This is a genomic window from Kaistella flava (ex Peng et al. 2021) (assembly GCF_015191005.1).
In the GTDB taxonomy this organism is placed as follows: domain Bacteria; phylum Bacteroidota; class Bacteroidia; order Flavobacteriales; family Weeksellaceae; genus Kaistella; species Kaistella flava.
Window position 1 is genome coordinate 3,130,550 of sequence record NZ_CP040442.1, and the last position, 24,356, is coordinate 3,154,905.

Sequence of the window (24,356 nt, forward strand, 5' to 3'; positions counted from 1 at the left end):
GTTTTAGCCGAAACTTATTCTGCTCTTTTAGATAAAATCTGCGTTTTTTTTGGAACCCAATTTCTTTTGAAATTATATGGCTTTTTATCAAAAAACCGCTCTCGTTGTAAAAACTTACTCGCAATAGGGATAGAAACGGAAACCCCGGAAAAAGCGTTGGGAAAGGAATGGCTTGAGGAGTTGCAGTGGATAGCCCGACCCGCGCGGTGGGAAAAGCGTTGGCGAGGGGATTGCCCTAAAAAAATTGACAATCTGTCACTTTGTGGAGATTGGTGTTTTATTTGAGAACTCAACTGCATAATTTAAAAATCAATTAACATGACAAAAGGAAATATTAATGTATCGGTGGAAAATATTTTTCCCTTAATAAAGAAGTTTTTGTACAGCGATCACGAAATATTCTTGCGTGAACTGATTTCTAATGCGACAGATGCGACTTTGAAGTTGAAACATTTGACGAGCATTGGTGAAATTAAAACCGATTATGGACAGCCGAAAATTGAAGTTAAAATTGATAAGGAAGCGAAAACTTTAACCATCATTGATCAGGGAATTGGGATGACTGGCGAGGAAGTTGAAAAATATATCAACCAAGTTGCCTTTTCTGGTGCAGAAGAATTTTTGGAGAAATATAAAGATTCTGCTAAAGATTCCGGAATTATTGGTCATTTTGGTCTTGGATTTTACTCGGCATTTATGGTGGCTGAAAAAGTAGAAATCGTTACTAAATCTTACAAAGATGAACCAGCAGTTCGTTGGATTTGTGATGGAAGTCCAGAATATACTTTAGAAGAAACTACTGACAAAACCGGTAGAGGAACGGAAATCGTTTTACATATTGCAGAAGATTCTACCGAGTTTTTGGAGGAATCTAAAATTCGTGAATTGTTATTAAAGTATAATAAATTCATGCCGGTTCCGATTAAATTTGGAACGAAAACTGAAACACTTCCTTTGGCGGAAGATGCTGCAAAAGACCTGTCTGCCGAACAGGCAGGTGCAAAAGCAGAAACGGTAGAAGTTGATAATATTATTAATAATCCAACTCCGGCGTGGACTAAAGCTCCTAGTGAACTGAGTGAGGCAGATTATAAAGAATTCTATCATGAATTGTATCCAATGCAGTTTGAGGAGCCTTTATTTAATATTCATTTGAACGTTGATTATCCGTTTAACTTGACTGGGATTCTCTATTTCCCTAAGTTGACAAATGGTTTAAATATTGAGAAAGATAAAATTCAGTTGTACCAAAATCAGGTTTATGTAACCGATGAGGTGAAAGGAATTGTGCCGGATTTCTTAATGTTATTACGCGGTGTGATTGATTCTCCGGATATTCCGCTGAACGTTTCCCGTTCTTATTTGCAAGCTGACGGTGCGGTGAAGAAAATTTCTTCTTACATCACTAAAAAAGTAGCCGATAAAATGGTTTCTTTATTTAATGAAAACCGTGAAGACTACGAGAAAAAATGGAACGACATCAAAATCGTTATCGAATACGGGATGATCTCCGAAGACAAATTCTTTGATAAATCTGACAAGTTTGCGTTGTATCCAACAACTGATGGTAAATATTATTTATGGTCTGAATTGGAAGAGAAAGTAAAACCAATGCAAACTGACAAAGACGGAAACTTTGTAATTTTGTACGCAACAAATGCTGATGAACAGCACAGTTATATTCAATCTGCGAAAGATAAAGGATATGAAGTTCTTCTTTTAGATTCACCGATTGTTCCGCATTTAATTCAGAAATTAGAAACTTCTAAAGACAAAATTTCTTTCGCAAGAGTTGACGCAGATCACGTGAATAACTTGATTAAAAAAGAAGATACGGCGATTTCAAAATTGAACGAGGAAGAAAAAGAATCTTTGAAGAAAAATATTGAAGAAGCAGTAAATGACAAGAAGTTCTCTGTTCAAGTTGAAGACTTGGAAAGTTCAGAAGCGCCATTTATGATTACGCAACCGGAATTTATTCGCAGAATGAAAGACATGCAGGCAACCGGCGGCGGTGGCGGAATGTTTGGAATGAGTGGTTTCCCTGAGATGTATAATTTGGTCGTAAATTCTAACAGTGAATTGGCTGCAGAAATTTTGAAAAATGAAAATGCAGAAGAGAAAAATTCTAAAATTAAATACGCTTTAGATTTAGCTAAACTTTCTCAGAACTTGTTGAAAGGTAAAGACTTGACTGAATTTATTAACAGAAGTTATCAGCAATTGAGTAAATAGAATAAAGATAAAAGAACAAAGAGGGTAGACTTTAGGTTTGGATTCTTTGATTTATAATAAAAACCTTGTTGAGAGTTATCTTAACAAGGTTTTTTTATGTGCAGAAAATATTATAATTCCTCCAGCGGATTCCAAAACACCTTTTTAAAATTCTGAATTTTTCCGTCCTTAACTTCCACGCCTTCCGATTTTAATTTCCCTACGAAATCCCTAACACATGTTGCAGTGATTTTTCCAGAAGCATTGCAAACACGATGAGCTGGAAAATCTTCATCATAATTGCGCAAAGCATTTCCAACATGTCGAGCGTGATTAGGATAACCAACTGCTTTTGCAATGGCGCCGTAACTAGTGACTCTTCCTTTGGGAATCATCATAATGATTTCAAAAACCTGTTTTTTGAATAGTTCATTCATAAATTAAAGTTAGGTATTTTATCGCAATGAATTTATACAGAATTATCTGTAAGATTTGTGCTAAGTTGTTTTTATCAAATTTCAAATCTCTCGCAGATGATGCAGATTGAGCAGATTTAAAATAGTTATAAAGATCTTTTTCATGTGTTCAATTGTTGAGAAGAAACAACGTTCCATTATCTTTATAATTCTGGCAGATTTAATATCCTACTAAAAATCTGCCTCATCTGCTCAATCTGCGGGAGACAAAAAAAATCGCCCAATTTCTGAGGCGATTTTATTTATAAGAGTTGTTAAGATTGAAGCTCTAACAAAGCTGTTTTCTTTCTTAAGAATTCTCCAAGATATAAGAGAACATCAACGGTGCACAAATGGTTGCATCACTTTCAACGATAAATTTCGGTGTAGTGATGTCCAGTTTTCCCCAAGTGATTTTCTCATTCGGAACAGCTCCGGAATAAGAACCGTAAGAAGTAGTTGAATCAGAGATCTGACAGAAATACGACCAGAACGGCGTGTCCGTCATTTCCATATCTTGGTACAACATTGGAACCACACAAATTGGGAAATCACCAGCGATTCCACCTCCAACCTGGAAGAAACCAACGCCTTTTCCACCTGAATTTTTCGGGTACCAATCTGCTAAATACATCATATATTCAATTCCAGATTTTACGGTAGAAGGTTTTAATTCTCCTTTGATACAGTAGCTCGAGAAGATATTTCCCATGGTAGAATCTTCCCAACCTGGAACAACAATCGGCAAGTTTTTCTCTGCCGCCGCAATCATCCAAGAATTCTCTCTCGGGATTTCATAATACTGCTCCAAAACTCCTGAAAGAATCATTTTGTACATATATTCATGCGGGAAAAATCGTTCCCCTTTCGCTTCGGCATCTTTCCAGATTTTTACGATATGCTCCTGCAATCTACGGAAGGCTTCCTCCTCTGGAATACACGTGTCAGTAACACGATTCAAGCCTTTTTCCATTAAATCCCACTCTTCCTGAGGAGTTAAATCACGGTAATTTGGCACGCGTTTGTAATGAGAATGCGCAACTAAATTCATTAAATCCTCCTCCAAATTCGCACCAGTACAAGAAATAATATGCACTTTATCTTCGCGAATCATTTCAGCTAAAATTTTACCAATCTCTGCCGTAGACATTGCTCCGGCAAGGGTGATCATCATTTTTCCGCCATCTTTCAAATGGGCAACATATCCTTTCGAAGCATCTACCAAAGCTGCAGAATTAAAATGCAGATAATATTTTTCGATAAATTCCGTAATCGGTTTACTCATAATTTTTTGATTTTAGCAAAGGTAATAAATTTATAAACGAATAGTGACACCTGCACTAACGGTCAATCTGTGTAGCGCTTCTTTCTGATCATCCGGTAAATCAAACTGCTGACCGTTCATTTTTGCTTTTACCAAAGTTCCACCAGTGTAACCAACCTGTGGGCCAATTAAAATACTTGGAGATATTTCATACATATATCCAATGGTTGTAGCTAAGCCTAGATTTGAACCCGAAAATAAAATGTTGTCAGTCTTGGATTTATAGCTGATGACACCGATCGCCATGTCATAATACAATTTGTGTTTTGTATTCTCATTAAAATTAGAGTAAAGAAAAGCAGGTCCTACAAAAGTAATGGTATCATCTGTAGAAAGAGAAATGGAGACAGGATTGCCATCAGGTGTATAACCAATAAAATTGCCGGAAGAAGACGCGGAATATATATTGTATTTTACTCCCAAACCAATCACAGTATTGAGTTGATAATAGGCGCCTACGTCGAAGTTAATACCTGATTTCAAACCTTTGAGATAGGATTCTTCCTGTCCGCTGAGGTTAGACGGTAAACTTGCAGTTCTAAAACCGTATCCAATACTAGGAATAATAGAGATTTTTTTTTGTGAGAAAACGCTTAAAGGCAAAGCTGCCAGAGCAAATAGTAGAAATTTATTCTTCATATAATTTTTTCGTAAATATATTAGAATTTATGTCTTCTATTTTCTTTTTTTTCAGAAAGTTGCTTTTTGGCTTTAATTCTTTTTTCGATTTTTGAGCGGGAAGGTTTCGTGGCTTTTCGAGATTTGGGAATGAATAAAGATTTTTCGACAATATCTAAAATCTTTTCTGTTGCAATTTTTTTATTTTGAAGTTGCGTTCGGCTTTCGGAAACCGTAAACTGTAAAATCCGGTCAGCATTAATGCGGTTTTTAAGTTTTTCGAAGATCATCTCTTTTCCTTCAATAGAAAAACATTCACTTTCGGCAACGTTCCACATGACCGTCACGGAAGTTTCGACCTTATTGACGTTTTGTCCGCCAGCACCACTGCTGCGAGAAGTTTTGTAAATGAGTTCTTTGCTGAAGTCTTTCATGATATAAGAGGAAAGAACAAAGATAAAAGAATAAAGATAATGGAGTCAATAACCAAACGAAAGAGTAGGAGGAATGTAACTTTAACCTATTTCTTCAACCTATTAAAAACTATTTTGGTCAATTCTCGACGATCAATCTTTCCATTGGGAATCCTTGGAAATTTTTCGATGAATATGATTTCTTTTGGTTGGTGGTTTTTTATTGGATAATTGATTTTTTCTAATTGTTTAATAATCTCTGCATCATCTTCTCCTTCAACAATCAAGACTAATTTTTGACCAAGTAATTCATCTTCAATTCCGAAGAAAAGAATTTCATTGGGAATTTCTTTTTTAACCAAATTTTCTAATTGTTCAGGGTAGATTTTTAATCCTGCGGAATTAATCACATTGTCAATTCTACCTAAAAATTTAAATTCTTTGCCATTATTAATTTCAACTAAATCGTTCGTTAAAAGAGTTTCTGGATGTAAGTTTGGCGCAAATATTTGTAAACAATCTCTTTCATCTAAAGAAATTTCAACACCACTTAAAACTTGAAAATAATCTTCAGCGATAGGATAAATCTGTTTTAAAGCAATGTGAGAAAGCGTCTCCGACATTCCGTAGGTTTCGAATATATGATTTTCGATGGTCGGCTTCTCTTTGTTAAGTCTTTTTGTAATTTTACTTTTTAAAGTTTCTGAAACTGCGGCTCCGCCAACAATAATATTTTTAATCAAATGAATTTTGTTTAATGAATTCTCAACTTGTAGTGGAGACATTGCACAGAAATCAATTTCTTCGTTTAAATCGGTTAGTGGGTTTATGGATGGTGTTTTTACGAGCAGATTTAATTTCCTTTCGATGGATCGAACGACCATCATTTTTCCAGAAATATAATCTACAGGAAGGCAGAGTAGGGCAGAATCGCCTTCTTTTAATCCCAGTACATCGCATGTCCTATTTGCAGAATACCGCATTCTTTCCTTTTCTATGTCAAAAATTTTCGGCGTTCCAGTAGAACCGGAAGTTTGAACTTTTACTGTTTTTAAATCATCGAACCATTCTTTGATAAAAGAAATGACCCTTTGTTCAAAGTCAGTAGTTGGAGTTGGTAGTTGGTCGATAGAAAAATCAATTTTCATTTTGAAATATAATTTTTAAAGATAGCGAGTCCCCGCGTGAGGGCGTAGGTGGAAATCCTTTTTATTTTATGCTATAGCTAATGTCGAACTAGTCGAAAAAAAGATTGGGAGCCGAAGACCGACCCTTTGTTTGATTGGGAAAGCGCTGTTAGGGCTTCAAGCTCTAACAGCGCTTAGGTTTTGGCCAAAAAGGGGCACGCCCAAATATTACATTCTATTTACAGTTCCAATTCCTAAAAGCTCTAAGCCTTTCTTAATGGTTTTCCCCGTAAGTTCTGATAATTCTAAACGGAAGTTTTTCGCGTTTTCATTTTCCTGATTAAGAATCGGATTGTTCTGATAGAAAGAATTATAAGATTTAACCACTTCGTAAACATAGTTTGCTACGAGTGCTGGAGACAATGTTTCTGCAGCTCTGGAAACCACTTCCTTGAAATTGGAAAGATTCATAACCAATTCCTTTTCTGAAGCATTAAGCTCATAATCTGAAACGGCTGTTTTTTTGTAATCAGCTTTCGCCAATAAGGACTGGATTCTTGCGTAAGTGTATTGAATAAACGGTCCAGTATTTCCAGCGAAGTCAATACTTTCGGCAGGATTGAAGAGCATTTTTTTCTTTGGATCAACTTTCAGCATGAAATATTTCAAGGCCCCCAAACCAACTGTTTCGTAAGATTTCTCCTTGTCTTCTTCAGATAAGGTTTCCAGTTTACCCAATTCCTGCGCTTTCTCTTTTGCAGTTTCATACATTTCCTGCATCAAATCATCGGCATCAACAACGGTTCCTTCCCGGGATTTCATTTTACCGGCAGGAAGTTCAACCATTCCATAAGAAAGATGGAATAAGTTTTCGGCCCAATCATAACCTAATTTTTTAAGAATTTTGAACAATACATCGAAGTGGTAATCCTGCTCATTTCCTACGGTATAAATTAATTTCTGAATTGAAGTCTCTTTGAAACGCTGAACGGCCGTTCCTAAATCTTGGGTCATGTACACCGAAGTTCCATCGCCACGCAATAGTAATTTGTGATCCAAACCTTCCTCAGAAAGATCGCACCAAACGGAACCATCTTCTTTTTGGTACAATACTCCTTTAGTTAAACCTTCCTGAATCAAGTCTTTTCCTAAAAGATAAGTATCGCTTTCATACTGAACCTGATCGAAATCAACGCCCAGTCTTTTGTAGGTTTGAGCAAATCCTGCATAAACCCAAGAGTTCATTTCTGCCCAGAGATTTTTTACAGTTTTATCGCCTTTCTCCCAATCAAGAAGCATTTTTTGAGCTTCTAAGATCATAGGAGCTTGTTTTTTGGCGACTTCTTCTTCGTATCCTTTTTCTACTAAATCTGCAATTTCTTTTTTATACTCTTTGTCAAAAGCTACATAATAGTTTCCGACGAGTTTATCACCTTTAAGATTTGTAGATTCCGGTGTTTCGTGGTTTCCGGATTTTTGCCACGCAAGCATCGATTTGCAAATATGGATTCCACGGTCGTTGATAATTTGGGTTTTGATAACATTGTAGCCATCTTCTTTTAAAATCTGCGCAACGGAATATCCTAAAAGGTTGTTTCGGATATGTCCAAGGTGCAATGGTTTATTGGTATTTGGTGAAGAATACTCTACCATTACCGTTTGGTTTTTTGCTTCTTTCTTATCGAAATTTTGCTGGACTGAATTGAAATTATCTAAGAAAAAATTATTTTTAATTTTTAAATTAAGAAACCCTTTTACCACATTATAACTTTCAACAAAATCAGATTGCGTAGCAAACGCATCGCCTAGTTCGACTGCAATTGCATCAGGACTTCTCTTCAATATTTTAACAAGCGGAAAGGTGACAATGGTAAAGTCTCCCTCGAATTCAGTTTTGTTTTGCTGAACATCTAAGGTGAGATTGTTTCTTTGATTGACATCATCAATTTGAAAAACGGTCTCTATAATTTCGGCAAGTTTATTTTGGATGATCTCTTTAATATTCATGGTTTTATTTTGAATGACAAATATACGGAAATAAAAAAACCACTCCGAGGAGTGGTTCATATTAATTCTTTAAATAAATATTAGAATTTATCCCAGAATAGTTTAGTAGTTGCTTTGTCTCCGCCGATTGCAGTTGCAGCTGCGGTTACATTAATTTTGTTAAGAACATACTCCTGATCAGAGTAAGGCATTCTTACAGGTACACCATCAAGTTTAGAGTTTGGTGGGTTCACAAATACTGGGTTGTCTAGTCTTCTTGCGAATAACCAAGCAGCAAAAGGTTTGTTAAACATAGCGATGTATGCTTCTTCACCAATTGATTTTTTCCAGTTAACAGCGTCATAAGGATGAGCAGCTAAATAAGTAGCAGCATCTGCAGTACTTACGTTGTTTAATGCCATTGAAGCGTTAATTGCAGCAGCGTAGAATGTAGCAGCAGTTCCACCTACAGAATAACCTCTTGCAGCAGCTTCAGCTTTCATAAATAAAACTTCTTCGTAGCTTAATAGGTTAACTGGAGCAGTTGGTGCTAAGAAAAAGCTACTCATGTGAGATTTTCCGTTAAAAGGATTTAAAGATCCAAAAACACCACCTACATATTGTCCATCAACTTTAGTAAACCATGTAGCCATTCTTGGATCAGCGTTGGCTGACATTTTGTTGATTACCAATTCTGTTGGAACAAAATCATTTCTTCCAGAAGCTACCAAGTCGTCATAAAGTGGATTGCTATAAGTTCCTCCAGGGAATTTTAGTGAGTAAGCTTCATCATTAGAAGCGATTACACCCGCAGCAACAGCAGCTTCAGCAGCTGATTTTGAGGTAGCAGCATCAGTATCGGCTAAATTCAAAGCAAGTCTTAGTTTAATAGAGTTAGCAAAATGTTTCCATTTCGTCATGTTTCCTCCATATACTAAGTCACCTGAACTATAGCCTACTGTTCCTTCAGTAATCGTTGCGTTAACCGCATTGATTCTAGCTAAAAGATCGGTATAGATTGCTTTTGCATCATCATATTTTGGAGCGTAGTTACCTGTTTCTGCTTGTAAAGCGCCAAAATAGGGAATATTACCATAAGTGTCTACTAAATTTTCCCAAACTGCGATTTGAGAGATTTCTAGGGTAGCCATTCTGTTTGTTCTCTCTGCTTCTGTGTCTACAGCTTCCATTGGAAGGTTCTTTTTAGCAGTTTGATAATTATTTAATGAATATACATACATTCTGTTCCAGTTATTACGAGGTTGGTTACGGGTAACCAAGTCATAATTTGTCTCGTCTGTGTATGTTGTTTCTGCCCATTGTTGAACAAAAAATCTGTAATTATTGAAATTTACACTTCCTGTAGAAGTATAATAAAAGTACTGCTGTTGCCCCATCGCTAAAAGCGTAGAAGAAGGCAACACTGATGGGTGCTTTGGATCTTCGTTCAAAGAAAGCAAGTCTCTTTGACAAGAGGTAAGGCTGACAGCAGCCAAAGCACCGATGATAAGTTTATTAAGTATTTTTTTCATTGTTGTAATCTTAGAATTTTAATGTTACATTTAATCCGATGTCTCTCGTTGTAGGTAGAGAACCAATAGACCATCCATATGATCTATTTCCACCGCCTACCATGTTTTCAGGATCTGCGTACGGTAAGTTTTTGCTGATAATCCACAAGTTTCTTCCTACTAATGAGATTTTCGCATCTCTAACGAAAGTTCCTGCTAATAGTGATTGAGGTAGCGTATATCCAATAGCAGCCTCTCTTAATTTAACATAAGAACCATCGTAAACGAATCTACTGTTAGGCATTCTTGAATATCCGTCTAATGAACCGAATGCGGTTGGATTAGCAGTGTTAGTAGTATTTACTTGACCATTAGGATTAACCCCTGGCCACACAACACCTACTTCTCTTACGTCTCCAGCTGCTGATTCTACTGGTAAACCTGTAGCAAGTCCGTAGTACATATCAGTAGAGAATACATCACCACCATGTCTAACATCAATTAAGAAACTAAATGAAACACCTTTATAGTTCATGCTGTTTCTAATACCTGCTAACCAATCTGGCGTTACATTACCAATTATTTGATTATTTTGACGTAAATAATATCCTGTACTCGCATTAATTACTCTTTCTCCGTTTAAATAAACGTAGTCAGAACCGACTAATGCTCCCCAAGCTTCTCCTTCTCTTGCATTAAGAGAGACACCTCCTTGGTAAGAATCGATTAATAAATTGGAAACATCAGCTACATCATTGTGAAGTAATGTAACAACTTTGTTTCTGTTTTGAGACCAGTTCGCATCAATATTCCATGTGAAATTAGCGTTTTTAACTGGCATTACTCCTAATTGAACTTCATATCCCCAGTTGTCAATTTGACCTGCATTAATTGACGCTGAGCTTAAACCTGAAGCACTAGAAATCGGTAATTGACTAATGATCTGGTTAGTTGTTTTCGTTTTGTAGTAAGCTACGTCGAAAGTTACTCTGTTATTAAATAAGCTACCTTCAGTACCAAATTCATATTCTTTTGCTTTCTGTGGTTTCAATTTGTCGTTTGGTTGACGGGTTTGACTTGTAGATAAACCTGTATTACCAAAGAAACCTCCAGCACCGTAGTAATATTGTAATTGATATGGATCAGCTGTTCCTCCAACTTCTGCATAATTCGCTCTTACTTTCCAGAATTTTAACCAATCAGTTTTAACCAATTCAGATAAAATTAAAGCACCTGTAACAGAACCGTATTTGTATACATTATCTCCTGCAGGCAAAGTTGAACTTTGATCAACTCTATAAGTTCCATCTAAATAGAACAATTTGTAGAAATCAAATGAAGCTGATGCGTACCCAGAATTAGTTTGAGTCGTATATTGAGTTTCCGATGGAGCTAATGCTGGCGCAGCACCGTTCGCTAGACTGTAAACGTTTCTTAATACTAAACCTCCTTCAGTAGTTGCAGCAAGTGAATTGTAAGTATTTCTTCTTACAGTTCCTCCAACAATCCCACTTAAATTAATGTTATCAGTAAGATCGAATTTGTAATTAGCAATTACGTCGTAGTTGGTTTCTGTTTTTGATATATCCTGTCTTGCAAAACCAGAAGAATTATCATTCCCAGCTGCACCAAAAGTTTGAGCCAGTGAACCTACAGCTAATCTATTTTGAATACTTAAGGTTGTTCTGTCGTAACTTACTTTACCTAAAATGTTGATGTTTTTAGTAAGGTCATACGTTAAATTCGCGATACTGAAAGATCTGTTTCTTTGGTCGGTAGAATAACTCTCATACGCTTGGAAATAAGGGTTGTTCCAGAAAATTGGACGAGTGTTACTAGAATCATAAGGATTCCAAGTAAAGTTGCCGTAGTTATTTGCAGCAGTTGGGTTCGCAGCATTTCTAAAGTAAGAATCTCTTAATTCAAGAACATCTACGTTAGTTTGCCACCACTGTCTGAAATTGGTTACGATATTATCACTATATCCAGTTGTACCTCTACCTGTAGTTTCTTGTAGATTTAAAGTAGTATAGAATGAACCGTGTAATTTCGGAGTAAAGTCATAATTCGCTTTCAAAGTGAAAGTGTTCTTAGACATTTTAGAGTTAGGCATCAATCCAGATGAAGTCATATTGTCGTAAGAGAACATGATATTCTGACCTTTTGCTCCTTTCTCTAAAGTTACCGTATTGGTATAAGTAAATGGTGTTTCAAAGAATTTGATTGGACCATTTTTCGCAGCTACCCAAGGGGTTGCTTTTCCGTAATTTGGAGAAGTTGGGTCTAGTGAATCCCACTGATAAACTAATAAGCTTGGATCAAATTTAGGACCCCAAGATGCATCTTCTGCAAAGTTGGCATAGTAATGACCATCTGGGTTTGGATCTTCTGTGTAGAAGTCCTGATCGTAACCAGCACCATATTTGTCCTGGTATTTTAGGAAAGTGCTTTTGTCAATAAATCCTGCGGTAACACCAGATGTCCAGCTTACTCCCCAAGATCCGTCGTCTGCTCCTTTACCGTTTTTGGTCGTAATTAGAATTACCCCATTCAAACCTCTCTCCCCATAAAGTGCAGATGCTGCTGCACCTTTCAATACGTTGATAGAAGCGATGTCTTCTTGGTTAATGTCAGATAATGCATTACCAAAATCTTTTCCATAACCATAAGTAGAGTCATTGTTAACAGGAGTACCATCGATTACAACCAATGGGCTACTACCAGTAACACCTTTAATACCTCTAATCACCATCGCTGCCGATCCGGCAAAGTTACTGTTAGTAATAACACTTAGACCTGCTACTTTACCAGAAAGTTGCGATGCAATGTTTCCAGTGTTAGTGGTTCCCTCTGTTAAAACATCAGCTTTAACTTCTTGAGATGCATAACCTAGCGATTTTTTCTCTCTTTTGATACCCAAAGCCGTTACTACAACGCCTTCGATATCTTGCGTTTTAATAGTGTCTTTTTTCTGTGCATTTACCAAAGCAAATGACGCAGTCAAAACTACAGCTAAAACGCTTGTTGTTAGTTTCTTCATATCAAATTAAATTTTTTCATTACAACAAAAATGCAAAAGTTTTGTAATATGACCAAACAATTTGTTAATTAATTCTTAAATAATTTATAATTTTGCGTTTGTAATATATTAAATGGAATTACTGAAAGCTTTCTCTGGTACATTTTTAGAAGCGGGATGCGACGAGGTCGGTCGCGGTTGTTTGTGCGGACCTGTCGTTGCTGCAGCGGTTATACTCGATGAAAATTTTAACCAAAATTTGGTTAATGATTCTAAAAAATTAACATTTAAAACCCGCATGGCGCTCGATGATTATATCAAAGAAAATGTGAAGGATTTTGCCATTGCACAGCTTCCTCCTTCATATATTGATGAATTTAACATCTTAAATGCAAGTATTCATGCTATGCATTTGGCTTTAGATCAACTAAAAATTCGCCCAGAACTTCTTTTAATTGATGGAAATAAATTTCATCCGTATCAATCTATTCCACATCAATGTATCATTAAGGGTGATTCAAAGATTCTTTCGATTGCCTGTGCATCTATTTTAGCAAAGAACTATCGTGACAAATTAATGATCGAATTGCATGAAGAATTCCCTGAATACGGCTGGAATAAAAACATGGGATATGCCACAAAACAGCACCGTGAAGCATTAAATAAATATGGTCCTACGATTCATCATCGACAATCGTTTCGACTTAATTATGATTAATAAGCAATAAAAAAACCGGAAGAAAATTTTCTTCCGGTTTTTTTATTATTTGTACAAAGGGTCTATTTTTTCTTTCCTCCTTGTTGCTGTTGTGCTTTTTGTTGCTCTTGCGCTTTCTCCATCATTTCACGCATTCTTTTCTGGAATTTCCCTTCTTTTTTAGGGTCTTTCTGTTTGTTCATTTGAATCTGAGCATGGATCTTTTTCTCATCCAAAATCCAATATTTAATCACCAAAATAATTAAAATATTAATCGCATTCGATACAAAATAATACCAAGATAAACCTGAGGCAGAAGTATTCAAGAAGAACAAGAAGGTAATCGGGAAGATGTACATAATCACTTTCATATTCGGCATTCCTTCCTGAGTTGGTTGCTGAATATTTCCTGCAGTCATTACGGTGTAAATTAAAATCACAACCGTACACGCAATAGCGAAAATACTTAAATGGTCTCCTAATAATGGAACACTAAAAGGTAATTTAATAACATCATCATAAGCTGTTAAATCTTTAGCGAACCAAAAACTCTTACCCCGTAAATCGATCATATTCGGGAAGAATCGGAATAATGCATAGAAAATAGGAACCTGAATTAATCCCGGCAGGCAGCCTGCCATCTGATTCACCCCTGCTTTTTTATAAACAGCCATTGTTTCCTGCTGTTTTTTCATCGCATCGGCGCCTTTGTATTTTTCGTTTACTGCATCAATTTCGGGACGAATTACCTTCATCATCGCACTCAGTTTATGTTGTTTAAACATTACTGGTGATAAAATGATCTTCACGATAATCGTCATTAAGAAAATAACCCATCCTGCTGCAAGTCCCCAACTTGAAATTAAGTTATACATTGGGATAAAGAACCATCTGTTCAATGTTCCGATAAATGACCAACCTAACGGAAGTAATTCATCGAAATTTTTATTATAAGATTTTAATAAAGGTAAATCCAATGGCATGAAATACCATTTGAAATCCTCATTCATCTCTCCGCCAGCCAAATCAACCTGACCATTAAAATTGAATTTTTTTACAAATTCGCCTTCATTAATCGTGTCCTGCGAACCGTGAGAGTTTTTGAAACCGTGTTGTGGCTCAATTACCATTGAGAAAAACTGCTGTTTGATTGCTAACCAATTCAGTGTTTCTTTTGGCTCTTCCATTGTGGTTCTTCCGTCGTAATCAAAACTTTTATAATCATTAAAAGTATAATTGAATTCGGTATGAGTCTGTTCTTGCGAACGACCTTTTTCCATTTGTCTGGCGCTTAAATCCCAAACAAATTCTGCTTTGTTGTCAGAAACTAATTGTGCTAAATTTTGAGTTTTTACATTAAAATCAACAGTGTATTTATCCAATAAGGTATAAATAAACTGAATCACCGCACCATTAACATTCGCTTGCATCGTTACCGAATTTCCGTTTTGAGTCGGCGCGAAAACTAAATCTTTAGTATTAAAGGTTTTCCCAGATTTATCTTTAAACTGAAAACCGTACGATGAATTATTTTTATCAAAAAGCAAAAGCTTCTTATCGTTAGCGTCGGTTTTTTTATTGTACGCTTTATACTGGTTTAATTCAACCGTAGAAAGTTGACCACCCAAAGTTGAGATTTCTAAAGTTAATTCCTTGTTCTTTAGTTCAACTTGCTGTATTGACGTTGTTTTTACACTGTCGTTTAAGTTGGTTGCAATTGCCGGTTTTGTAACATTGGTCGGTGCTGTTTGCGCAACCTCAGTTTTGTTGGTGGCTTCTTTTAATTTTTGTTCAGAGGCTTGCTTGTTTTGAAAGTAAAACATGGCGCCTATAATAATCATTGAAAATAGTGCGAAAATGATCAACTGATTTTTATCTAAACCGTTATTTTGCTGCATTTTAATTTATTTGAAATTTAAAATTCGAAGGTTTGTAATTCTCTAATTTTTTACCTTTTAATTTCGGGTGACAAAAATACTGAAATTTTTGGCAATGAAGAATTTTTTGAGTACTCATTTAGCAGATCCTTATACTTTTAATTTTATAAGATACACTCAATCAGTTTTAATTGGAGAAAGAGAATTAATGAAGTCTAATTTATTTTTTTTGATTTGTTCTAAAGGATTTTCAAGCTCACACAGATATTCATTTTAATTTTCAAATAAAATCTGCTAAATCCGGACAATCTGCGAGAGATAAAAAAAAGATAAAAAACATTTTGTCTTTTATCTCTTTCTATTTATTTTTTAGTAGAAGCTTTAATCAATGCCTTAAATAAAGGATGTGGTGAAGCAACCGTACTTTTATATTCCGGGTGATACTGAACTCCGATATAGAAAGGATGATCTTTCAATTCCAGTGTTTCTACCAAATCGGTTTCAGGATTAAAACCAGTTGGAACCAAACCGCTTTTCTCAAATTCATCTCTGTATTCCGAATTGAATTCATAACGGTGACGGTGTCTTTCTGAAATATTTTTAGTTCCATAAATCTCATTCAGTTTAGAACCGGTTTTCAAAGTGCATTTCCAGGCACCCAATCTCATTGTTCCCCCTTTTTCAACAACATTTTTCTGGTCTTCCATTAAAGAAATTACAGGTTCCGGCGTCGAAGTATCGAATTCCATTGAGTTGGCTTTTTTGTAACCTAAAACATTTCTAGCGAACTCAATCGTCATAATCTGCATTCCCAAACAAATTCCTAAAAGTGGAATATTATTTTCTCTGGCATATTTTGCAGCTTCGATTTTCCCTTCAATTCCGCGATCTCCAAATCCTGGAGCAATCAGCATTCCATCGATTCCGGCAAATGTTTCTGCAACATTTCCAGTGTCGATATCACCACTGTAAACCCATCTTACTTTCACTTCAGTTTCCAAATCAGCACCAGCATGAATAAACGCTTCGGCAATTGATTTGTAAGAATCTTGTAGAGAAACATATTTCCCAACTAAAGCAATTTCTACTTTTCTCTTCGGGTTTTTATATTTTTTAAGGAAGCTTTTCCAGTCTTTTAAATCAGCTTGTTTGTCAGATTTTAGATTCAGCGTTTTTAAAACAACATCGTCAAAATCCTGTTTCTGCAAATAAAGAGGAACTTCATAAATCGTTTCCAAATCTTTACATTCGATTACGTTTTCTAAAGCAACGTTACAGAACTGCGCCAACTTTGTTCTTTGTTCTTTCGGAATAATATGTTCCGTTCTACAAACCAAAACATCAGCTTGAATTCCGGATTCCATCAATTGACGAACAGAATGTTGAGAAGGTTTCGTTTTCAATTCACCGCTAGACGCCAAATACGGCAACAAAGTCAAATGAATCACCATCGAATTATGTTCACCCAATTCCCATTTCAACTGACGAACACTCTCTATATAAGGAAGCGATTCGATGTCGCCAACGGTTCCACCAATTTCGGTGATGATGATATCGTAGTTTTGTTTGGCCAGCATTTTTATGCGACGCTTAATTTCGTTTGTAATGTGCGGAATAACCTGTACAGTTTTCCCTAAGAAATCTCCTTTTCTTTCTTTCTCAATAACGGTTTGGTAGATTTTACCAGTCGTTACATTATTGTTTTGGGAAGTATTAGAATTCAGGAATCTTTCGTAATGTCCAAGATCCAAATCGGTTTCCGCGCCATCTTCAGTCACATAGCATTCGCCGTGCTCATAAGGATTTAGCGTTCCCGGGTCGATATTAATATAAGGGTCAAGTTTTTGGATGGTGACATTGAATCCTCTCGATTTTAGCAGTAAGCCAAGTGACGCCGAGACAATTCCTTTGCCTAAAGATGAAGTTACACCGCCGGTTACGAAGATGTATTTCGTGTTCTTTTTACTCATTAGATTAGGTTTGTGCAAAGTTAATGGATTTTGCAAGACGGTACAAATAAAACCGTATTGAAAATATTAATAGGTAGTTGAACGCTTTATTTTCATTACAATATTTGAATGCATTTAGAGTTTTAATAAGCTTTTCAATAAGTAGAAAGAAGTTATAATTTTTTAAAGGTGCTGAATAGTAATAATTTACGTATTTAAGAATTATTATTATTTAATTCGTAGGAAAAATGGAATTTACGCCAAGAATTTTACTTATTTTTGGGACTTTATTGGGAAATATGTTAAAATAAACTATAAATTTTAAAAATGAATATTAATCACAAAAAAAATCGCTCATGAAGTACACCCAGTTAAAAAGATGTGCAATACTGATTTTTGGACTTGGAATTTCGGGGCTAAAAGCACAGCAAAGTGTTAATGCGACAGGCGGAAATGCTGCCGGCAGCGGAGGGTCGCTAAGTTATTCCGTGGGTCAAATGTTTTATACGTCAAGCTCAGGAGATTCTGGTTCTATTGCACAAGGAGTGCAGCAGCCTTTCGAAATTTCGGTACTGGGCGTTGGAGATTCTGCAATGTTGGATATTACAATAGTTGCTTATCCTAATCCTACCGCTGACCAGTTAACCTTATTAATCAAGGATTTTGATCTTTCAGATTTAAGCTTTCAACTTTTTGATATGCAGGGTAAAATGATTCGTAAGCAAATCATTAAAACCAACAGAACTCAAATTTCGATGAACAGTCTGCCTGTGGCTACTTATTTCGTAAAAATTAATCAGGGTTCGAAGCATCTAAAAACTTTTAAAATCATCAAAAAATAAATCATCTACTTATAAAATTTAAAAATAATGAATACAAAACTTTACCAAATAAAATTAGCCTTAATATTTTCTTTAACCATTCTCTTCAATTCTAATTTATGCTCACAAACTCCTGAAAAAATGAGTTATCAAGCTGTGGTTAGAAACAGCGATAATTCCTTAGTAGCCAACGCTCAGGTTGGAATGAAAATCAGCATTTTGGCTGGATCTGCAACGGGAGCCGTGGTTTACACTGAAACAAAAACAGCTACCACTAATGGCAATGGATTAGTAAGTCTTGAAATTGGCGATGGATCTAACTTTAATGGAATTAACTGGTCCAATGGTACTTATTTTATTAAAACAGAAACCGATCCGGCAGGAGGAGCAAACTACACAATTACAGGAACTAGTCAGCTGCTTAGTGTGCCCTATGCTTTGCACGCGAAAACCGCATCTTCTGTACCAAATGGGACAAAAACTGGAGATATGCAATATTGGAATGGTGCCAAATGGTCGGTTGTACCGGCGGGAAATGAAGGTGATGTTTTGACATTTAAAAATAACATGCCTAAATGGGTTGGTGAATCAACAGGCGGAATTAGTACCGTTGTGAATCCTATTACTGGTAAAGTATGGATGGATCGGAATTTAGGAGCTTCACAAGTTGCGACTTCAAGTACAGACGCTGCTGCCTTTGGTGATTTGTACCAATGGGGAAGAGGAACCGATGGTCATGAAAGCAGACTCTCAGTAGTAACTACTTCTGTCAGCAGTTCCGACAGTCCTGATAATGGAAATTTTATCGCAAATCCTGCAACTCCTTTTGACTGGAGAGTTCCACAGAACAGTAATTTATGGAATGGTGCGGCGAATGTAAATAATCCTTGTCCGAGTGGTTTTCGATTGCCAACAGAATCTGAGTGGGAACAGGAAAGAGCTACTTGGACTACTAATAATGCTGCAGGAGCTTTTGGCTCTCCTCTAAAATTAACGGTAGGTGGAATGAGATCGTTTGCCGATGGTGAATTTTCCGGAGTAGGGATTAACGGTAATTATTGGGCAAGTACACTCTCTAACGAAAGTGGTGGTATTTATTCCCGTTTTTTATATTTTAAAAGTACGGGTTACGTTATCAGCAGTCACCGTGCCACAGCAAATAGTGTACGTTGTATTAAGGAGTAAATGAAATAGAAAACTAAAAGAAGCCGTCTCATAACTATATGGAACGGCTTTTTCTATGGTATTCTCACGGACTCGTGTCCGAGCATATGATTCAAATATCAGAATCTTAGAGGGTCAGTTCGAGTATTGAGACACTTTCTTTTAGTTTCGATCTGAATTGGCTTTTAGCCAAACCTTATTTTTAGATTAACCTTGTCAAGATTAATTAATTTGAAAGAACTTTTCAAAAGACAAAACTGCTTTGATTCTAGCCGCGATGGAAGTGGCATCCTTTTTCTTTTTTTTGAATAAAAAAAGAAAAAGATATAACGGACAGCGGGACGGGTTTTGTAAGAAGCGAAAATTTTGTTGCTCCTAAAAATTGAAATTATCTATTTCGTAATCATTAAAAACCTTGAAGTTTCGAAAAATTTCAGGAAATTCGCATCATGGCAAAAGTGAAAACAGCATATATCTGTCAGAATTGCGGAACAAATTATCCGCAATGGTTGGGACAGTGCAAGAATTGTGGCGAGTGGAATACTTTGGTGGAGGAGATTGTAACGAAATCGACCACGAAAAGTTTTTCCGAAAGATCGAAGCAGCATATTATTAATATTATCGAAGTTGAAACCAATGAAGAACAAAGATTTTCAACACCTTCTGAAGAACTCAATCGCGTTCTCGGTGGTGGAATTGTTTTAGGTTCTGTGACTTTAATTGGTGGAGAACCGGGAATTGGGAAATCGACTTTGTTGTTGCAGCTCGCTTTGAAAATGAAGAAGAAAATTCTTTATGTTTCAGGTGAGGAAAGTGCTTCGCAAATTAAAATGCGTGCTGACCGATTGACGGAACTTCAAAATCCGAACTGTTTTCTTTTTACTGAAACTTCCGTGGAAAAGATTTTACACGAAGCTAAAAAGCTGGCGCCGGATTTTATGATTATTGATTCGATTCAAACGCTTCAAAGTCAAACCATCGAAAGTTCACCCGGAACAGTTTCTCAGATTAGAGAATGTTCAAATGAAATTATTAAATTTTCAAAAGAAACGAATACGCCGACTTTCCTGGTTGGTCACATTACAAAAGACGGACAAATCGCTGGTCCGAAAGTTTTGGAACACATGGTCGATGTCGTTTTGAATTTTGATGGCGACCGAAATCATTTGTTCAGATTGTTACGAGCGAGTAAAAACCGTTTTGGTTCCACCGCAGAAATCGGAATTTACGAAATGGTTTCGCAAGGTTTGAAAGAGATAAAAAATCCTTCAGAAATATTAATCACCAAGAAATTCGAGGAACTTTCTGGGAATTCTGTCGCTGTAACTTTGGAGGGAAACCGGCCGATGTTGATTGAAATTCAGGCTTTGGTAAGTTCCGCAGTTTATGGAACTCCGCAAAGAAGTTGCACCGGTTTTGATTCAAAAAGATTAAATATGCTTTTGGCAGTTTTAGAAAAAAGAGCTGGTTTTCAATTAGGCGCAAAAGATGTTTTCCTGAATATTACAGGCGGAATAAAAACGGGAGATCCGGCTTTGGATTTAGCGGTTGTGGCGTCAATTCTTTCTTCCAATGAAGATATTGCGATTTCTGAACATTTCTGTTTTGCTGGAGAAATAGGATTGAGCGGAGAAATTCGGCCGATTCCTCAGATTGAACAAAGAATTTCTGAAGCGGAGAAATTAGGTTACGAAAAGATATTTGTGTCGAACTTAAATAAAATTCCTAAGAAAAAAAGCGGAATTGTAATTGTGGAAGTGAGTAAGATTGAGGATTTTCATGAGTGCTTGTTTTGATAATTCGGATCCAACATCCAACACCAAAAATCGTATGAACTACCTCGCCCATTCTTATCTCGCATTCTCCGACGAACAAATCGTTGGTCAGTTTTTGGAAGATGTCATTCCGAACAGAGATCGCTTTTCTTATCCCGAAAAAATGCAGGAGGGAATTACGCTGCATCGCGAAGTTGATACTTTTACCGATTCGCATCCGGAATTGAGCAAGGCTAAGAAAATTTTCAGTCCTTTGGTGAGATTATATGCCGGTGCTTTTGTAGATGTTTCTATGGATTACTTTCTGGCGAATTCTTTGTCCGATGAAGAGTTGAAAAATCATGCTGAAAAAGTATATCGAGCTTTAAGAAAGTATGAAGAACTTCTTCCAGAAAGACTTTTAAGAATGGTCGATGGAATGGAGAAAGATAACTGGCTTTACAATTATAAAGAAGATTTTGGAATTAAATATTCAATGCAAAATGTACTAAATAAAGCGAAATACTTAGATAAGGATTTACCGGTTTTTGAAATATTTCTGAATAATAAACCGGAACTAAAAAAGCATTTCGATGTTTTCTTTCCAGAACTTTTAGCACATGCAAAAAAAATAAATGCTGGTTTTTAAAAAGTCTTGTATAAATATCGATTTGGATAATTTAGCTTTTCGCTTTGACGTTTTCCATTAACGATGATGTGGATAATATTCATTTGATCATCATATAAATTATAAAGTAAGCTTACCGCAGTTTCTACTTTTTTTGGTGGATTGACAACTTCTGATTCAAGGAAGATATTGACAGCTTCACTGTCTTCTTCAAAACCGACATAACTGATTTTTAAAAACTTATTGTCAGCTTTCAATTTCAAATATTCATTGCAATATTGCTTTAAAAGGTCGTTGATTTGCGCCTGATATTTCGGGTCATTAAAATGAACTACAGTTCCATATTTTTCTTTCAGCGCATTTTCCAAATCATCCAGAAAAAACTTCCCCGTAATTTCAAACGTTTTTGATTTTGAATTATAATTAAATTCTACCGAACCGACGTGATAAGGGTGAACTTCTTTTGCAGGAGACCAAAGGAATAAACAAATTGAGAAAAGAAACAGAATTTTTTTAAGCATCATTTTTAAAATCAGAAGACGAAATTAATCATTATTTTCGTAAAAAATTTCAGAATGACGGATTTCTTATTCTACCTAAAACTCGGTTGGGACCATATTATTTCTTGGGATGCCCTTGATCATCAATTGTTTATTTTGGTTTTAGTGGCCGTTTATTTCTACAAAGACTGGCGCAAAATCCTCATTTTAATCACGGCCTTTACCATCGGACATTCCGTTACCTTGGCTCTGAGCGTGCTTGATGTGATCCGGCTTCCTTCTAATTTGGTGGAAACTTTAATTCCGATTACCATTATTCTTACTGCGCTCGATAATATTTTATTCCGTGAAAATCAAAAAAAACTCATGCGGATTAATTACTTTCTAGCCTTATTTTTTGGACTTATTCATGGGATGGGATTTGCAAATACAGCTCGAATGACGATGGCTTCTGAACAAAATATTGCAGCACCACTTTTAGGCTTTAACATCGGTTTAGAATTAGGGCAAATTACAGTAGTGTTGATTGTAATGGGTTTGTTGTATCTGCTTTCAAAATATTTGAAATTCCAGCAAAAATACTGGATTATCGGGATTTCGGTCATCGCAATTCTACTTTCCGGACAAATGGTTTTCGAGCGCATTTAAATTTTTATTTGGGCGCCTTTTTCTACCCGAATTTATCTTGAGCTTGTCGAAGGGTTCCCACTTTTTTATAGAATTTGCCAACGCTAAATCCAACGCTGAAAATTCTATAAAAAGAGTTCCATTCAGGTCCTAATCTTTATACACAAATCCTAATCATCAGAAAACATTAAAAAACCTTCATATTGTTGGTGATATCTATCTAACCCATTTTTTATTGTTATATAACCTGGAGGACCTTGCGATTTGTATCCTGTCCAACCACCGATACGAGCAATTATCCACGTGATCCAAGCTAGCGTTTGTTCGTTGTATGGATTTTTTTGTTTTTGAGTTTGCCCTTCTATTTTTCTATTCACTTTCTCTAAAAACTTGATTTCATTGCTATTAAATAGATTGTCTTGTTTTTGATTCACTTCATTTAATGATAGCTTTAGACGCATAACTTGCAGAGCAACTTCTAATGTCATGGCAAGTAATTTTTTGAGTTTAAAACCATCTCCAAGCTGACTTGATTCGATTTCAAATCCTTTCGTTTTAATAACTCTAAAAAGTTCCTCGATTAACCAACGTTTCTTATACCAATTAATGCATTCGATGGCTTTTTCTAAATTCTCAATTTTATGTGTCGTTAGTAACTTCCAAGAAATCCCAACTTCATTGGTCGGAATCGTTGATGGATTTTCAGTTGCTTCAATTACATAAATTTCAATATTTTTTTGAGAAACGTTTAATCTGGTTGGTGCACAAATTTTAGCTTTTGTAAATTTCACATCTATTAAAGCTGTTCGTTTTTTTCGATTCTTTTGTCCGGTAATCTCAACTTCCACACTTCCTGCAACAATAGTGTTATCAAGTAAATTGTAGAGCTTTTTATGTTCTCCAACTATGTTTCTATCACATCTAGAGCGAATTAGCAGATTGGTTCTTTCATCGGGAACCCGATCAAAGTCTTCATAAATATCATTCTCGCGATCTCCAATAATAGTAACTTTAACATTCTCAGGGAGTAATTCTTTTGTTTCAATAGAGGACTTAATCCATCGATAGGATTCCTTTTCTTCAATATCTATCTGGTTGTACTTTCGTTCTTTTTTATCTGGTTGTCCCCAAGTACGATTATAAATCTGAACTGATGAAAAACCAATTAGCGAGTTTAAAATCGGGTTTACAATAAGCATTGGGTGACAAAAAGCCAGCAATCTTAGATGAACCTGTTGGTCCAATGTCAGGATCATCAGGTCCTAATTTAGACTTCAATCCCCCATAATTAAACTCTGTAGTATCCTGAATAGCCAAAACATGGTCGGTATCCATATTGGACAAGCAAAGTTTAAATGACCCTTCTAAAAGGTCGTCATGTGAAAATCGTGTATTTGAAAGCATTCTATAAAATCCGATTTTTTCTGTGTGTAAACTCGACAATCGATTCACAATCGAACTGCCTAAAGTTAACATTTTATTCATGGAGAATTCAATTCTTTTTTGGATTCGAACATCGGGTACTTTTACAGTGTAAATGGCTGAACAACAGGTGTTTTGCATCCTTAAAGATACGAAACAACAAGGTGAAAAACAAGCTTAATCACTTGATTTACAGAGATTTAAATCCTCAGTTACCGGCAAAAAGATGTGTATAAAGATTAGTTCAGGT

20 protein-coding genes are annotated in these 24,356 nt (G+C 36.0%); 7 read left to right on the forward strand and 13 right to left on the reverse strand.

All coding sequences use genetic code 11. The annotated features are described in order from the left end of the window. Positions 1-318 precede the first annotated feature (318 nt). Positions 319-2,235: a molecular chaperone HtpG gene (gene htpG / locus Q73A0000_RS14070; RefSeq protein WP_193811565.1), complete on the forward strand. Its 1,917-nt coding sequence runs from the start codon at positions 319-321 to the stop codon at positions 2,233-2,235. Between the two features lie 110 nt (positions 2,236-2,345). Here htpG and Q73A0000_RS14075 read toward each other — a convergent pair whose 3' ends face one another. From Q73A0000_RS14075 to Q73A0000_RS14110, 8 genes are all read right to left on the reverse strand, one after another. Beyond that, entirely contained in the window at positions 2,346-2,651 is a 306-nt protein-coding gene (locus Q73A0000_RS14075) for an MGMT family protein (protein ID WP_193811566.1), read from the reverse strand. A 328-nt stretch (positions 2,652-2,979) separates the two neighbouring features. Continuing rightward, positions 2,980-3,954, reverse strand: a complete 975-nt coding sequence (locus Q73A0000_RS14080; protein WP_193811567.1) for a deoxyhypusine synthase family protein — start codon at positions 3,952-3,954, stop codon at positions 2,980-2,982. Between the two features lie 30 nt (positions 3,955-3,984). Next, positions 3,985-4,632, reverse strand: a complete 648-nt coding sequence (locus Q73A0000_RS14085; protein ID WP_193811568.1) for a hypothetical protein — start codon at positions 4,630-4,632, stop codon at positions 3,985-3,987. Between the two features lie 20 nt (positions 4,633-4,652). Then, complete coding sequence (arfB, locus tag Q73A0000_RS14090) at positions 4,653-5,045, reverse strand: alternative ribosome rescue aminoacyl-tRNA hydrolase ArfB (protein WP_193811569.1); 393 nt, start codon at positions 5,043-5,045, stop codon at positions 4,653-4,655. An 86-nt stretch (positions 5,046-5,131) separates the two neighbouring features. Then, positions 5,132-6,172, reverse strand: a complete 1,041-nt coding sequence (locus tag Q73A0000_RS14095) for a long-chain fatty acid--CoA ligase (protein ID WP_193811570.1) — start codon at positions 6,170-6,172, stop codon at positions 5,132-5,134. A gap of 207 nt (positions 6,173-6,379) precedes the next feature. Then, positions 6,380-8,158, reverse strand: a complete 1,779-nt coding sequence (gene argS / locus Q73A0000_RS14100; RefSeq protein ID WP_193811571.1) for an arginine--tRNA ligase — start codon at positions 8,156-8,158, stop codon at positions 6,380-6,382. 80 nt (positions 8,159-8,238) lie between these two features. Continuing rightward, the gene (locus tag Q73A0000_RS14105; protein ID WP_193811572.1) at positions 8,239-9,669 is read right to left on the reverse strand and encodes a SusD/RagB family nutrient-binding outer membrane lipoprotein; all 1,431 of its coding nucleotides are present in this window, start codon (positions 9,667-9,669) and stop codon (positions 8,239-8,241) included. A gap of 10 nt (positions 9,670-9,679) precedes the next feature. Then, positions 9,680-12,688 carry a SusC/RagA family TonB-linked outer membrane protein gene (locus Q73A0000_RS14110; protein WP_193811573.1) on the reverse strand — a complete coding sequence of 1,003 codons (3,009 nt, stop codon included), beginning with the start codon at positions 12,686-12,688 and terminating at the stop codon, positions 9,680-9,682. A gap of 112 nt (positions 12,689-12,800) precedes the next feature. Between Q73A0000_RS14110 and Q73A0000_RS14115 the strand changes: the two genes are divergently transcribed. Next, positions 12,801-13,385, forward strand: a complete 585-nt coding sequence (locus tag Q73A0000_RS14115) for a ribonuclease HII (RefSeq protein WP_193811574.1) — start codon at positions 12,801-12,803, stop codon at positions 13,383-13,385. Positions 13,386-13,447: 62 nt separating this feature from the next. Here the strand turns inward: Q73A0000_RS14115 and yidC are convergent, their stop codons facing one another. Continuing rightward, positions 13,448-15,262, reverse strand: coding sequence for a membrane protein insertase YidC (gene yidC / locus Q73A0000_RS14120; RefSeq protein WP_193811575.1), 1,815 nt, complete (start codon positions 15,260-15,262; stop codon positions 13,448-13,450). A gap of 341 nt (positions 15,263-15,603) precedes the next feature. After that, positions 15,604-17,211 (reverse strand): CTP synthase, encoded by a 1,608-nt coding sequence (locus tag Q73A0000_RS14125; protein WP_193811576.1) that lies wholly within the window; start codon positions 17,209-17,211, stop codon positions 15,604-15,606. A 335-nt stretch (positions 17,212-17,546) separates the two neighbouring features. Here Q73A0000_RS14125 and Q73A0000_RS14130 point away from each other — a divergent pair, with 335 nt between their 5' ends. The 4 genes from Q73A0000_RS14130 to Q73A0000_RS14145 all read left to right on the forward strand — a co-directional run bounded on the left by Q73A0000_RS14130 (position 17,547) and on the right by Q73A0000_RS14145 (position 21,578). Then, positions 17,547-18,032, forward strand: a complete 486-nt coding sequence (locus tag Q73A0000_RS14130; protein WP_193811577.1) for a T9SS type A sorting domain-containing protein — start codon at positions 17,547-17,549, stop codon at positions 18,030-18,032. 27 nt (positions 18,033-18,059) lie between these two features. Beyond that, positions 18,060-19,196, forward strand: coding sequence for an FISUMP domain-containing protein (locus Q73A0000_RS14135; protein WP_193811578.1), 1,137 nt, complete (start codon positions 18,060-18,062; stop codon positions 19,194-19,196). A gap of 428 nt (positions 19,197-19,624) precedes the next feature. After that, positions 19,625-20,971, forward strand: coding sequence for a DNA repair protein RadA (gene radA / locus Q73A0000_RS14140; RefSeq protein ID WP_193811579.1), 1,347 nt, complete (start codon positions 19,625-19,627; stop codon positions 20,969-20,971). Positions 20,972-21,005: 34 nt separating this feature from the next. Then, positions 21,006-21,578, forward strand: a complete 573-nt coding sequence (locus Q73A0000_RS14145) for an ACP phosphodiesterase (RefSeq protein ID WP_193811580.1) — start codon at positions 21,006-21,008, stop codon at positions 21,576-21,578. Here Q73A0000_RS14145 and Q73A0000_RS14150 read toward each other — a convergent pair. Continuing rightward, positions 21,575-22,081 (reverse strand): DUF6702 family protein, encoded by a 507-nt coding sequence (locus Q73A0000_RS14150; RefSeq protein WP_244140751.1) that lies wholly within the window; start codon positions 22,079-22,081, stop codon positions 21,575-21,577. The two genes, Q73A0000_RS14145 and Q73A0000_RS14150, sit on opposite strands and share 4 nt — an antisense overlap. A 51-nt stretch (positions 22,082-22,132) precedes the next feature. Here Q73A0000_RS14150 and Q73A0000_RS14155 point away from each other — a divergent pair, with 51 nt between their 5' ends. Next, a complete protein-coding gene (locus Q73A0000_RS14155; RefSeq protein ID WP_193811581.1) occupies positions 22,133-22,705 on the forward strand; it encodes a HupE/UreJ family protein in 573 nt (190 codons plus the stop codon). A 149-nt stretch (positions 22,706-22,854) separates the two neighbouring features. On the opposite strand, the gene Q73A0000_RS14160 is transcribed toward Q73A0000_RS14155, so the two are convergent. Both Q73A0000_RS14160 and Q73A0000_RS14165 read right to left on the reverse strand, forming a co-directional pair. Beyond that, positions 22,855-23,883 (reverse strand): IS4 family transposase, encoded by a 1,029-nt coding sequence (locus tag Q73A0000_RS14160; RefSeq protein ID WP_193810754.1) that lies wholly within the window; start codon positions 23,881-23,883, stop codon positions 22,855-22,857. Continuing rightward, on the reverse strand, positions 23,822-24,247 hold the full coding sequence (locus Q73A0000_RS14165; protein WP_193810755.1) for a hypothetical protein: 426 nt from the start codon (positions 24,245-24,247) through the stop codon (positions 23,822-23,824). The genes Q73A0000_RS14160 and Q73A0000_RS14165 overlap by 62 nt, the downstream gene beginning before the upstream one ends. Positions 24,248-24,356 lie beyond the last annotated feature (109 nt).

What these genes read in the sequence shown, in the direction of transcription:
- htpG (WP_193811565.1), top strand. Translation starts at nt 319, where the DNA reads ATGACAAAAGGAAATATTAATGTATCGGTGGAAAATATTTTTCCCTTA.
- Q73A0000_RS14075 (WP_193811566.1), bottom strand. Translation starts at nt 2,651, where the DNA reads ATGAATGAACTATTCAAAAAACAGGTTTTTGAAATCATTATGATGATT.
- Q73A0000_RS14080 (WP_193811567.1), bottom strand. Translation starts at nt 3,954, where the DNA reads ATGAGTAAACCGATTACGGAATTTATCGAAAAATATTATCTGCATTTT.
- Q73A0000_RS14085 (WP_193811568.1), bottom strand. Translation starts at nt 4,632, where the DNA reads ATGAAGAATAAATTTCTACTATTTGCTCTGGCAGCTTTGCCTTTAAGC.
- arfB (WP_193811569.1), bottom strand. Translation starts at nt 5,045, where the DNA reads ATGAAAGACTTCAGCAAAGAACTCATTTACAAAACTTCTCGCAGCAGT.
- Q73A0000_RS14095 (WP_193811570.1), bottom strand. Translation starts at nt 6,172, where the DNA reads ATGAAAATTGATTTTTCTATCGACCAACTACCAACTCCAACTACTGAC.
- argS (WP_193811571.1), bottom strand. Translation starts at nt 8,158, where the DNA reads ATGAATATTAAAGAGATCATCCAAAATAAACTTGCCGAAATTATAGAG.
- Q73A0000_RS14105 (WP_193811572.1), bottom strand. Translation starts at nt 9,669, where the DNA reads ATGAAAAAAATACTTAATAAACTTATCATCGGTGCTTTGGCTGCTGTC.
- Q73A0000_RS14110 (WP_193811573.1), bottom strand. Translation starts at nt 12,688, where the DNA reads ATGAAGAAACTAACAACAAGCGTTTTAGCTGTAGTTTTGACTGCGTCA.
- Q73A0000_RS14115 (WP_193811574.1), top strand. Translation starts at nt 12,801, where the DNA reads ATGGAATTACTGAAAGCTTTCTCTGGTACATTTTTAGAAGCGGGATGC.
- yidC (WP_193811575.1), bottom strand. Translation starts at nt 15,262, where the DNA reads ATGCAGCAAAATAACGGTTTAGATAAAAATCAGTTGATCATTTTCGCA.
- Q73A0000_RS14125 (WP_193811576.1), bottom strand. Translation starts at nt 17,211, where the DNA reads ATGAGTAAAAAGAACACGAAATACATCTTCGTAACCGGCGGTGTAACT.
- Q73A0000_RS14130 (WP_193811577.1), top strand. Translation starts at nt 17,547, where the DNA reads ATGAAGTACACCCAGTTAAAAAGATGTGCAATACTGATTTTTGGACTT.
- Q73A0000_RS14135 (WP_193811578.1), top strand. Translation starts at nt 18,060, where the DNA reads ATGAATACAAAACTTTACCAAATAAAATTAGCCTTAATATTTTCTTTA.
- radA (WP_193811579.1), top strand. Translation starts at nt 19,625, where the DNA reads ATGGCAAAAGTGAAAACAGCATATATCTGTCAGAATTGCGGAACAAAT.
- Q73A0000_RS14145 (WP_193811580.1), top strand. Translation starts at nt 21,006, where the DNA reads ATGAACTACCTCGCCCATTCTTATCTCGCATTCTCCGACGAACAAATC.
- Q73A0000_RS14150 (WP_244140751.1), bottom strand. Translation starts at nt 22,081, where the DNA reads ATGATGCTTAAAAAAATTCTGTTTCTTTTCTCAATTTGTTTATTCCTT.
- Q73A0000_RS14155 (WP_193811581.1), top strand. Translation starts at nt 22,133, where the DNA reads ATGACGGATTTCTTATTCTACCTAAAACTCGGTTGGGACCATATTATT.
- Q73A0000_RS14160 (WP_193810754.1), bottom strand. Translation starts at nt 23,883, where the DNA reads ATGCTTATTGTAAACCCGATTTTAAACTCGCTAATTGGTTTTTCATCA.
- Q73A0000_RS14165 (WP_193810755.1), bottom strand. Translation starts at nt 24,247, where the DNA reads ATGCAAAACACCTGTTGTTCAGCCATTTACACTGTAAAAGTACCCGAT.